General features: G+C 39.6%; 13 protein-coding genes. 9 read left to right on the forward strand and 4 right to left on the reverse strand.

The genetic code is table 11. The features are described from left to right. The 7 genes from AB5935_RS21905 to AB5935_RS21935 all read left to right on the forward strand — a co-directional run. A partial coding sequence (locus AB5935_RS21905; RefSeq protein WP_368327566.1) for a GNAT family N-acetyltransferase occupies positions 1–399 on the forward strand: 399 nt, incomplete at its 5' end. A 156-nt stretch (positions 400–555) separates the two neighbouring features. Next, the gene (mce, locus tag AB5935_RS21910; protein WP_005847427.1) at positions 556–969 is read left to right on the forward strand and encodes a methylmalonyl-CoA epimerase; all 414 of its coding nucleotides are present in this window, start codon (positions 556–558) and stop codon (positions 967–969) included. 102 nt (positions 970–1,071) lie between these two features. After that, on the forward strand, positions 1,072–2,625 hold the full coding sequence (locus tag AB5935_RS21915) for an acyl-CoA carboxylase subunit beta (protein ID WP_007837638.1): 1,554 nt from the start codon (positions 1,072–1,074) through the stop codon (positions 2,623–2,625). Between the two features lie 27 nt (positions 2,626–2,652). Further along, a complete protein-coding gene (locus AB5935_RS21920) occupies positions 2,653–3,582 on the forward strand; it encodes an OadG family transporter subunit (RefSeq protein WP_007837636.1) in 930 nt (309 codons plus the stop codon). A gap of 23 nt (positions 3,583–3,605) precedes the next feature. Further along, positions 3,606–4,037 (forward strand): acetyl-CoA carboxylase biotin carboxyl carrier protein, encoded by a 432-nt coding sequence (locus tag AB5935_RS21925; protein WP_007842592.1) that lies wholly within the window; start codon positions 3,606–3,608, stop codon positions 4,035–4,037. A gap of 1 nt (position 4,038) precedes the next feature. Beyond that, positions 4,039–5,199 carry a sodium ion-translocating decarboxylase subunit beta gene (locus AB5935_RS21930; protein WP_005848291.1) on the forward strand — a complete coding sequence of 387 codons (1,161 nt, stop codon included), beginning with the start codon at positions 4,039–4,041 and terminating at the stop codon, positions 5,197–5,199. 174 nt (positions 5,200–5,373) lie between these two features. Further along, positions 5,374–5,622, forward strand: coding sequence for a cyclomaltodextrinase C-terminal domain-containing protein (locus AB5935_RS21935; protein ID WP_007837632.1), 249 nt, complete (start codon positions 5,374–5,376; stop codon positions 5,620–5,622). Between the two features lie 91 nt (positions 5,623–5,713). Here AB5935_RS21935 and AB5935_RS21940 read toward each other — a convergent pair whose 3' ends face one another. Further along, the gene (locus AB5935_RS21940) at positions 5,714–6,472 is read right to left on the reverse strand and encodes an SDR family oxidoreductase (protein WP_007837631.1); all 759 of its coding nucleotides are present in this window, start codon (positions 6,470–6,472) and stop codon (positions 5,714–5,716) included. Positions 6,473–6,476: 4 nt separating this feature from the next. Then, positions 6,477–7,295, reverse strand: coding sequence for an alpha/beta hydrolase (locus AB5935_RS21945; RefSeq protein ID WP_038609070.1), 819 nt, complete (start codon positions 7,293–7,295; stop codon positions 6,477–6,479). Positions 7,296–7,392: 97 nt separating this feature from the next. Here AB5935_RS21945 and AB5935_RS21950 point away from each other — a divergent pair, with 97 nt between their 5' ends. After that, positions 7,393–9,102 (forward strand): heavy metal translocating P-type ATPase, encoded by a 1,710-nt coding sequence (locus AB5935_RS21950; protein WP_007837629.1) that lies wholly within the window; start codon positions 7,393–7,395, stop codon positions 9,100–9,102. A gap of 22 nt (positions 9,103–9,124) precedes the next feature. Then, positions 9,125–9,550: a Fur family transcriptional regulator gene (locus tag AB5935_RS21955; RefSeq protein WP_007837628.1), complete on the forward strand. Its 426-nt coding sequence runs from the start codon at positions 9,125–9,127 to the stop codon at positions 9,548–9,550. Positions 9,551–9,723: 173 nt separating this feature from the next. On the opposite strand, the gene AB5935_RS21960 is transcribed toward AB5935_RS21955, so the two are convergent. Further along, positions 9,724–10,875, reverse strand: a complete 1,152-nt coding sequence (locus AB5935_RS21960; RefSeq protein WP_038609066.1) for an acyltransferase family protein — start codon at positions 10,873–10,875, stop codon at positions 9,724–9,726. Positions 10,876–10,992: 117 nt separating this feature from the next. Continuing rightward, positions 10,993–11,556, reverse strand: coding sequence for a Crp/Fnr family transcriptional regulator (locus AB5935_RS21965; RefSeq protein WP_007837625.1), 564 nt, complete (start codon positions 11,554–11,556; stop codon positions 10,993–10,995). Positions 11,557–12,286 lie beyond the last annotated feature (730 nt).

Here is a 12,286-nt window from a genome sequence, read left to right on the forward strand (position 1 = left end):
AGAAACCATTTCCCGGACATCGGCTTTTTCCGGCTATTAGCATGGCAAAACCCAGAAAAAGAATTAGCCAAAGTGTTTCTTGTGAAATATAAAGGCAAAATCATAGGTGGTTCTATCTGTCTTTTCTCAAAAGAAAGTGCTTATCTGTGGTTCTCAGGAGGTATGCGGAAAACCTATGCTTTTCTTTACCCCGGTATTCTAGCCGTATGGGCACCTATTACCTATGCTCACGAAAAAGGATATGCACATTTGGAATTCATGGATGCAGGATTACCGTTCAAAAAGCACGGTTACAGGGACTTTATACTCCGCTTTGGCGGCAAGCAGAGCAGTACACGCCGCTGGTTCCGCTTCAGTTGGAAGTGGCTGAACAAACTCTTGTGCAAATTCTATATTTAATTCATTTTTGTCTTTTTGTCTAAAGTGTTGTGAAGCATCTCGCAAATAAGAAATAAAATTGAAGAAATATTTCTTTATTTAACTCGAAATTACTTTCTTTGTGCAGTTTTATCTGAAAACTTGAGTATAAAACCAAACTATTAAAATTATAAGATCATGAAAATCTCACACATTGAACACCTGGGCATTGCCGTAAAGAGCATTGAAGAGGCCCTGCCGTATTATGAAAACGTATTAGGTCTGAAATGCTACAATATCGAAACAGTAGAGGATCAGAAAGTTAAAACCGCTTTTCTGAAAGTAGGTGATGTTAAAATAGAACTGCTGGAACCTACAAGCCCCGAAAGCACTATCGCAAAGTTCATTGAAAAAAATAATGGCAACGGTGGTATGCATCATTTGGCTTTTGCAGTGGAAGATGGTGTGGCAAATGCGTTAGCCGAAGCGGAAACCACTGGCATCCGTCTCATTGACAAAGCTCCGCGTAAAGGTGCTGAAGGTTTGCAAATTGCTTTTTTACATCCCAAATCAACTTTGGGCGTCCTGACTGAGCTTTGCGAAAAACCATAAAACACGAGATCTGACTATTCACGATTGAAATCAGTGTATTTAGTCTGGTTCAAGCGTAAATAGAAATATTTTTTAATCGTAAATTGTAAAATCATAAGTAAAATGAGCAATCAACTTGAAAAAATAAAAGAGCTTATCGAACGCCGGGCTACAGCACGCATGGGTGGAGGTGATAAAGCAATTGCAAAACAGCATGAAAAAGGAAAATATACAGCCCGCGAACGCATAGCCATGTTGCTGGATGAAGGCAGTTTCGAAGAAATGGATATGTTTGTGGAACACAGATGCACCAATTTCGGCATGGAGAAAAAACATTATCCGGGCGACGGTGTAGTAACAGGTTGTGGTACCATAGAAGGACGTTTAGTTTACATCTTTGCACAGGATTTCACTGTTTCTGCCGGTTCTCTGTCAGAAACAATGTCTCTGAAAATCTGCAAAGTAATGGATCAAGCCATGAAAATGGGTGCTCCCTGTATCGGTATCAATGACTCGGGTGGCGCACGTATTCAAGAAGGTATCAATGCGCTGGCCGGTTATGCTGAAATTTTCCAACGCAATATTCTTGCTTCAGGTGTTATTCCACAGATTTCAGGTATTTTCGGTCCTTGTGCAGGCGGAGCTGTTTACTCTCCTGCGCTGACAGACTTCACATTGATGATGGAAGGCACATCATACATGTTCCTTACCGGACCGAAAGTGGTAAAGACTGTTACAGGTGAAGATGTAAGCCAAGAAAACTTAGGTGGTGCAAGCGTTCATTCTACCAAATCCGGTGTTACTCATTTTACTGCCAAGACGGAAGAAGAAGGGTTAGCCATGATCCGCAAATTGTTAAGCTATATTCCTCAAAATAATCTGGAAGAAGCTCCCTATGTAGACTGTACCGATCCTATCGACCGTCTGGAAGACTCTTTGAACGAAATTATCCCCGACAGCCCCAACAAACCATACGATATGTATGAGGTGATCAGCGCCATCGTAGATAATGGTGAGTTTTTGGAAGTCCAACCTCACTACGCTAAAAATATCATCATTGGTTTCGCACGTTTCAACGGACAATCTGTAGGTATTGTTGCAAACCAGCCAAAATACCTGGCGGGTGTACTTGACAGCAATGCGTCACGTAAAGGTGCGCGTTTTGTACGTTTCTGCGACGCTTTCAATATACCTCTTGTTTCATTGGTAGATGTTCCGGGATTCCTTCCAGGCACAGGACAAGAATACAACGGCGTAATCCTCCACGGCGCCAAGTTGCTGTATGCTTACGGCGAAGCGACTGTACCCAAAGTAACAATTACCCTGCGTAAATCATACGGCGGATCTCACATTGTAATGAGCTGTAAACAACTTCGCGGTGATATGAATTATGCATGGCCTACTGCCGAAATCGCCGTTATGGGTGGTGCAGGTGCAGTAGAAGTATTATACGCCCGCGAAGCCAAAGAACAGGAAAATCCTGCCGCATTCCTAGCCGAAAAAGAAGCTGAATACACCAAGCTGTTCGCCAATCCTTACAATGCTGCCAAATATGGCTATATTGATGATGTGATTGAACCGCGTAATACCCGTTTCCGCATCATCCGTGCATTGCAACAGTTGCAAACTAAGAAATTAACCAATCCGGCTAAGAAGCATGGTAATATTCCTCTTTAATTAAAAATTAAAAATTGAGAATTGAACATGAAGAAATTAAATATAGGAATATTCCTTTCTTTGCTGCTGATGGTGGGTTTATGTTCTTGTGGAGAACAGAAATCAAACACCAAGCTGGTACTGAATGAAGTGCTGATTGAAAATGAAAGCAATTTCCAAGATGACTACGGAGTACACAGCGCATGGATTGAAATATTCAATAGATCATTTGGTAGCGCAGACCTTGCCGGTTGTTTACTGAAAGTGAGCAGCCAGCCTGGAGATACTGCTACTTATTTTATCCCTAAAGGTGATGTATTGACTTTGATCAAACCTCGCCAGCACGCTTTGTTCTGGGCAGATGGTGAACCTAACCGTGGTACTTTCCACACCAACTTCACCCTGAATGCCGCAACGAACAATTGGATCGGCTTGTATGATTCAGGCAAGAAATTATTGGATCAGATTATAGTTCCTGCAGGTACATTACAGGCAAACCAATCATACGCACGTGTCAGCGACGCTGCAAATGAATGGGAAGTAAAAGGTTCTAGTGCAGACAAGTATGTAACTCCTAGCACTAACAACAAGACTATCAACAGCAACGCTAAGATGGAAAAGTTTGAAGAACATGACAGTGTGGGTATTGGTATGTCCATATCAGCTATGAGTGTCGTATTCGTAGGCTTGCTCCTTCTGTTTATTGCTTTCAAAGTTATAGGCCGTATTTCTGTCAACCTGAGCAAGCGCAATGCCATGAAGGTAAAAGGTATTACCGACAAACAAGAAGCCAAAGAAAAGAAACTGGGTGAAGCTCCAGGCGAAGTATTCGCCGCAATTGCCATGGCTATGCACGAAATGCAAAGCGATGTACACGATGTAGAAGAAACTGTTCTTACCATTACTCGTGTAAAACGTAGCTATTCACCGTGGAGTTCTAAGATTTATACCTTGCGTGAAACTCCCCACAAAAAGTAAGTCACCAATAAAAAGATAAAACGATGAAAGAATATAAATATAAGATTAACGGTAACATATATAAGGTTGCCATTGGAGATATAGAAGATAATATCGCTCATGTTGAAGTAAACGGCACTCCTTACAAAGTAGAAATGGAAAAAGCCCCGAAAGCTGTAGTGAAACCGGTAGTTCGTCCTGCATCAACCAGCCCTGCTCCGGCTCCAACTACAGTAGTAAAGCCTGCTGCAACTTCTACAGGAAAATCGGGCGTTAAATCTCCGTTGCCAGGTGTAATCCTTGATATTAAGGTAAATGTTGGTGATACCGTAAAAAAGGGGCAAACCATCATTATCCTTGAAGCTATGAAGATGGAGAATAACATCAACGCAGACAAAGACGGCAAGATCACCGCAATCAATGTAAGTAAAGGAGAATCCGTTCTCGAAGGTACTGACCTTGTAATTATTGAATAATATGGGAGAATTTATCAACTTTTTAGGGAATAACCTAGCTGACTTTTGGACATATACGGGTTTTGCCAATGCTACTGTTGGTCATATCGTAATGATCCTGATAGGTTTATTCTTCATATACCTTGCCGTGGCCAAGGAATTTGAGCCGATGTTGCTCATTCCTATCGGTTTTGGTATCTTGATCGGTAATATTCCTTTCAACATGGAAGCCGGACTGAAAGTCGGCATCTATGAGGAAGGTTCTGTTCTTAATATTTTATATCAAGGAGTTACCTCCGGATGGTATCCACCACTTATCTTTTTAGGTATCGGTGCAATGACGGATTTCTCGGCATTGATTTCAAATCCTAAACTGATGTTGATTGGTGCTGCCGCACAGTTTGGTATTTTCGGTGCATACATGATTGCATTGGCAATGGGCTTTGATCCGATGCAGGCTGGTGCTATCGGCATCATCGGTGGTGCGGACGGTCCGACAGCAATCTTCCTTTCATCCAAACTGGCGCCTAACCTGATGGGAGCTATTGCGGTATCAGCCTATTCATACATGGCATTGGTACCGGTTATCCAGCCGCCTATCATGCGTCTGCTCACTACCAAGCACGAACGTTTGATCCGTATGAAACCACCACGCGTCGTTTCTCATACAGAAAAAGTAATGTTCCCTATCATTGGTTTGTTACTTACTTGTTTTCTGGTTCCGTCGGGTCTGCCTCTATTGGGTATGCTTTTCTTTGGTAACTTATTGAAAGAAAGCGGTGTAACCCGTCGCTTAGCAGAAACTGCCCGCGGTCCGCTGATTGATACCATTACCATCTTATTAGGATTGACAGTAGGTGCTTCCACGCAAGCTTCAGAGTTCCTTACCATTGATTCGATCTTGATTTTCGCGCTGGGTGCATTGTCATTCATCATTGCTACTGCTTCTGGAGTTATCTTCGTGAAGATATTCAACTTGGTATTAGGTAAGGATAACAAAATCAACCCGCTTATCGGTAATGCCGGTGTATCTGCTGTTCCCGACTCGGCACGTATCTCTCAGGTTATTGGTTTGGAATATGATCCTACCAACTACTTGTTGATGCATGCTATGGGTCCCAACGTAGCTGGTGTAATCGGTTCTGCCGTAGCAGCCGGTATTTTACTTGGATTCTTGATGTAATTCATTGAACAACAACAAATAAAATCCTCTTCAACTAATATGTGGAAGAGGATTTTTTATTGATATAGATTAAGAAATGAATGATTTATTATGAATTTTGAATGATTAGTTATATAAGATATGCTGAAAAACATATAAATTTGCCGCCGTAAAACCAAACTAAATTAAACGAAGATGGAAAAGAAAACAGTTAAGTACCATATTCCCCAACACGGAATATATATGTACGCACGTACTAATTCTGGGAAAACTGAACTCATTGTCCTAAACAGCACCAATGCCGAACAAGTGGTGGCTAATAACCACTACCGCATAATGACAAATGACTCAAAAAGCGGTAAAGAACTTATCAGTGGCAAAAAAATTGACCTTACCAAAAATATGACAGTCGGTGCACGTCAATCATTGATTATTGAATTATAATTGTTTTTTAAGGTAAGAAGGTAAAATGAGAAGGTAAGAATAAAGGCGGCTTTATAAAGGGTCGCCTTTATTTATATCTCTTCTACCTCTTTTATTTGCGTGAAACAATTGTCCCTGTAGCTTGATAAGTAGGCATAACCAACATTTCTGCAATCTGCATATATTCTGGTACAGAAGCAGCAAAATAAACAGTTTCCGCAATATCATCTCCCGTCAATGGACGAATACCTTTATATACATTATCCGCCTTTTCCTTATCTCCTCGGAAACGAATAACTGAAAAATTTGTTTCTACCAACCCCGGTTTAATATTAGTCACTCTCAATGGAGTATCAACTAAATCTATACGCAGTCCATCCGATAAAGCTTTCACAGCGGCCTTTGTAGCACAATACACACTACCTCCCGGATAAGCAGCATCTCCGGCAATAGAACCAATATTAATAATATGTCCTCGTTTACGTTCCACCATTCCCGGTACAATCAGGCGTGTCATTGCCAGCAAAGCCTTAACATTAGTATCTATGACAATATCCCACTCATCCAGACTACCTTCCTGTTCTTTATCCGTACCGATAACCAACCCAGCATTATTCACCAGTATATCAATGGATTGCCATTCCTTGGGTAATGATTCCAAAGCAGACGTTGCCGCCTTACGGTCGCGCACGTCAAAAGGAAGCAAATATATTTCCGTACCATATTGCTTTTCTAATTCTTCTTTCAATGCACTCAGTTTATTTACGTTACGAGCATTTAAAATCAAACTTGCTCCCTGTGAAGCAAACTTGCGAGCGCATCCGGCACCGATACCGCTGGAAGCTCCTGTAATAAAAACAATTTTATCCATTTTATTATTTCGATTTATTAAAGAACTTACTGAAAAATAGTATTTGATAGTCTATGGCATTATTCCAATACCTGCCTGTATGCTCGCCCGGACGGATGATAAAGTCATGATTTATTTTCTTCTTCAACAGTTTTTCGTGTACAGCCTTATTCACTTCCAGAAAGAAATCATCACAACCGCAATCTATTATAACAGCCAGATCACCATTTTTTATCTTATCCAACTGATTAATTACCGTATGTTCGTCCCATCTCTGCTTGTTGCTCGCTTCTTCGCCTAATTGCTTCTTCATCTCCCAATTATTGGGAAACGGACGGATATCTAAACCTCCGCTCATACTACCTCCTCCTCCAAAGACATCTTTATGACGGATGGACAACCATAAACTTCCATGACCACCCATACTTAACCCGGTGATAGCACGTCCCCCTCTCTCCACTTTCGTAGTAAAATTCTTATCAATATAGTTCACCAATTCTTTTGATACGAATGTTTCATAACGGTACTCCTTATTCAAAGGGCTGTCCCAATACCAACTGTTCTTCCCGTCCGGACAAACAAAAATGATTCCTTCCTTGTCAGCTATTTGAGGTAATTCCGGTTTTATACCGAGCCACGTTCCCGCATTGCCTCCATATCCGTGAAGCAGATAAAGTACGGGACATTTTTCACCTGCCATGGCTTTATCCGGACAGATGGTAATTACCTGAACCTCCTTATTCATTGCGTCACTATGTACCGACAAAGTATCCACTTTGGCCGCCTGCATTCCCACAGACAAACACCAGCTTCCTATCAAAAAAGCCCAATATCTTTTTTTCATGTATATAAAAAATTACCCGATGTAAAAGTACAATATAATTTGCAATTTAGTTGCATCTTCTTTCCACTATCTTTGTTGCCATAAATAAAAAGAAACAATGAAAAAAATAAAATTAGAATCAGTTTTCAATGAATTCACTTTAATGGGGATAGCTGTATCAGGAGCATTCTATCTAGGAGAATACTGGGAAGGTATTGCCGTTATTCTGTTCTATCTCATAGGTGAATGGTTCCAACACAAAGCTGTACACAAAGCACGCAGCAACATCAAAGCATTATTGGATGTACGTCCCGAAACAGCCACTGTAGTATATAATAACACATATAAAATAACAGCACCGGAAAAAGTACAGCCAGGAGAAACCATTGAAGTAAAAGTTGGAGAAAAAGTATCTCTAGACGGATTTTTACTGGAAGATTCCGCTTCATTTAATACGGCCGCCCTAACCGGAGAAAGTGTTCCCCGGACTCTATATAAACAAGAAGAAGTTTTAGCAGGAATGATCGCTTCAGATAAAGTGGTACGGATCAAAGTAAACAAACCGTATGATCAAAGTACGTTAGCACGTATCCTCACTTTAGTACAAGATGCAGCAGAAAGAAAAGCCCCTGCCGAATTATTTATCCGCCGTTTTGCACGAATTTATACACCGATAGTGACAGGACTGGCGATACTAGTTGTCATACTCCCCTATTTATACTCTCTGATAAAACCTGAATTCATTTTTGTTTTTGATGATTGGTTCTATCGGGCTTTAGTATTCCTAGTCATATCATGTCCTTGCGCATTAGTGGTCAGCATTCCATTAGGATACTTTGGAGGTATTGGTGCCGCATCTCACAAAGGGATTCTTTTCAAAGGGGGTAATTATCTAGATGCCATAACCCAAATAAACACCGTAGTATTCGATAAAACCGGAACACTCACCCAAGGTGTATTCAGTGTTCAGGCAATATCGGCAGCCGAAGGTGTTTCGCAAAAGGAACTGCTTCAACTTATCGCCTCTATAGAGAGTTTCAGCAATCATCCTATCGCAAAAGCCATTGTCAAATATGCGGAAGAACAAAGTATATCTCTTAACTCGTCACTGAGAATCACTGAATTTGCCGGATATGGAATAAAAGCCGTAACAAACGGTAAAGAAGTATATGTAGGAAATACACGGTTATTATCAAAATACGGCATCTCTTTTCCCTATGAAATCAGCAACATGACAGAAACAATCGTGCTATGTGCAATGGAAAACAAATATTTGGGATATCTTTCATTGGCGGATACCCCAAAACCTGATGCTGTACAAGCCATCCGCGAGCTGAAAGACTTAAATATTAATAATATTCAAATATTATCGGGAGATAAACAGACAATTGTTTCTAATTTAGCCGAAAAGATAGGTGTCACACATGCTTTCGGCGATTTACTACCCGAAGGTAAAGTAGCACATTTAGAACAATTAAAAGCAAATTTTGAAAATCGTGTAGCTTTTGTAGGAGACGGTATCAATGATACTCCCGTACTGGCACTCAGCGATGTTGGGATTGCCATGGGTGGTCTAGGCTGTGACGCTGCTATAGAGACTGCGGATGTAGTGATACAAACAGACCAACCCAGTAAAGTAGCGGAAGCTATAAAAATAGGAAAACAGACCCATCGCATTGTATGGCAAAATATATCGATGGCATTCGGAGTGAAATTGTTAGTATTGCTATTAGGAGCCGGCGGAATGGCCACTATGTGGGAAGCTATATTTGCAGATGTAGGCGTAGCTTTACTCGCCATTTTTAATGCAATGAGAATACAGAAATGAAAAGAATAAAATGATTTGACCTATGAATGAAACAATCTATTTAAAAAAATTGGAACAGCGGGAAATCAAACCGACAGCCATACGTCTGCTTATTCTAAAAACCATGATGCAGCACAAAGAAGCATTTTCACTGTTGGATTTGGAAAACGAATTGGATACGGTAGACAAATCAACCATCTACCGCACCATAACCCTTTTTTTAGCCCATCATTTGGTTCATGGCATTGATGACGGCACAGGATCGTTAAAATATGCCGTGTGCAGTAATGATTGCAATTGTGAGGTAGACGATCTCCACACTCACTTTTATTGTGAGAACTGTCATCGCACGTTTTGTATGAAAAGTATCCACGTGCCCATCGTGACACTACCTCCCGGATTCACCGTACAAAGTATCAATTATGTCCTGAAAGGTCTATGCTCGGAATGCTCTCATCAACATGTGTGACTATTGCCAAAAAAGGAAATCAATCCTAAAGCCCATTTTGAAATAATCGAATGCAGGCATCCGAATTTACAGATCGGATGCCATTCATCTAATTGTCAGTTATTCAAAGCTGTAATATCTTCTTGTATAGTGTCCGACCTTTTAATGAACATCCATCAAGAAATGCAGTATTTTTATTTGGGAGCAAGAAACTTCTTACTCAGCCATTTTCTTACGGGCTCATCATACAGTTTCAGACACAGGCAAGCCAAAATGACACTCAAAACAAAAACACCCACAGCTACATACCAAGTTTCTCCCAATGTATAAAGTTTATTCTCAATCAACCATGCGTAGAACAAATACATCAACGGATAATGTACTACATAAACCGGATAGGATATATCTCCCAAGAACTTGCATATCTTTGTAGAGTGCTTATCCGTAGTAGTACCCGACGCCCCCAGCCACACAAGAAAAGGAAAAACCGCAATTACACAAAAAGCTTCATAAATACCATTCATGCAAATCGGCTCCAATCCTTCCAGATAAGGAACCGAGAACAGCGCAATCAGTATAATAGTACATATCCAAAATGCCCCATTCACCTTCATAGGCTTGAAGTTACGCGACATCAACATACCCAACGAGAATGGGAAAAGCATACGCAAGGTTCCACCTAAGAAATTCACTCCGTCGAGTGTCCATCCCACTCCCATATTCCCATAACCAGATACATTGAAAACAGCAAATGACGCTAATGCCATACCCAGCAACACAACCAGCACAGCCAATGCTTTATTAGACAAACGACGAATGAACAACGCATAAAGAATATTACCTATATACTCAAAAAACAGGGACCAGCAAGGTCCGTTCAATGGAAACATCTCACCATTACCACGAACTTCATATCCCACACCCGGCATGGCAGGAATAAAGAATATTGTACAAAGCAAAGACAACATAATCATGGAAATGGCGACATGCGTTCCATCCCATTGCACACAACCTTTAATACAGAACGTAATAGCTCCCAAAACAGCACCCATAATTACCATCGGATGAAGACGGATCAAACGGCGTTTGAAAAAGTCTTTCATAGTGAAATTCTTCCCCCAACGGTCATCATACGCATAACCGATAACAAAACCCGAAAGAATAAAAAAGAAATCCACAGCAAGATACCCGTGGTTGAGAGTCTCGATATTACCGGCACTAGCAAAAGCAAAGCCTTCAAATACATGATACCATATTACCATAAGAGCAGCGACTCCTCTCAATCCATCAAGAAGATCATAATGAGGCTTTGTATCTGTAAATGCTGCAGAAGAGATTTTTTCCATAATAAATTAATAGATTTAATAATTAATTCTTTTTAACCGTTACTAATAATGCTGCAAAGTTACACAACTTAAAGGCTTTTAAATTTGTCCTATGACAAAAAAACAGTAATACATAAATTATTTTTTAGCTCGAAGACGACTAAGTGTGGGAAGTGTTATACCCAAATAAGATGCAATATACCTTAACTTCACCCGTTGGCATATTTGAGGAAACTGTTGTTTAAACTCCTCATATCTTTCTTTTGCAGGCAAAGTCAGCCGTTCTTTGTGAGAACGATGCAAACGCCTGTACTCATTTTGATGAATAATCCTCCCCCAATTAGCCAATTCAATATTAGTCTGAAACAGCTTGGTTAAATCAACTAATGATATTTTGTAAACAACTACATCTTCAAGCGTTTCCACAAATTCCTCGCTCGGCTTATTATAGTACAACTCGTCCATACTGAAAACAATACCTCCTTCCCATGAAAAGGAGGTTGTTATTTCTTCTCCATTTACAAGCCAGAAAGAACGCGTCATTCCTTTTTCTATGAAATAAGCTGATTTACAAAATGTATTCTCCTTTATTAACTGATATTTCTTAGGGAAACGACATAAAATCATACATTTTTTCAGTTCTTGTATCGTATCTTCAGAAACCGGACACAAAGAGAGCATATTATCTATAATGTTTGTCATAAAACCTCAGTCCATTTAAAATACATATAAAAAAACACCAAATATAAACACGAGATATACCTTGTTTTCTTTTCAGCCAAAAGTACAAATATATATTGGAAAACGACATCATTTTTTCCAAATAATCGGAATTTCCAAGACCACCCCATACAAGAATGTCCATATACCTCTTTTATTTATTACTTTTTGTTCAAATTACAAAGATAAAGCATTCAAATGCCAATCAAGCTTTTAAAACTTCCCATTGCTTAATGCACCACTCTAAAAGAATTGCAATAGCCTTCAAATCACTTTTCATATAATCTATCAGAAATTTCATACCAAGAAAATCCAAAAGAAATACCAAAGAATTGAACATTTTTTATGAAAAACAGCCCTTGACAGATTGGCAGATGCAGGCTATTTTTGCATTTTAACAATTATAACCCTTAAAACAAAAAAATATTTACTTTGCAGTATGAAGTATCTATTATCAGAAGAGTAAAATCTTAATTAATAATCTGCTACTGCTTTAACCAACAAGTCCAATCACATGAAAAAAATTATAACATTACTTTTAATATTGTTGTTTACCACAAAAAGCACTTTCTCCCAATCACCAAACAATATAGAGAAGTTCACCGTAGTCTGTGTAAATGATAAAGATAGTATTTTAAACCTTAATTCCGCAACACTATTATAAATTAAACTTTTTAAGTACCTGAGCAACAAAAAGTTGCTCAGGATTTTG

Origin of the sequence: Phocaeicola sp. RTP21198st1_B8_RTP21198_201120, assembly GCF_040929485.1 — a bacterium.
Lineage (GTDB): Bacteria > Bacteroidota > Bacteroidia > Bacteroidales > Bacteroidaceae > Phocaeicola > Phocaeicola dorei.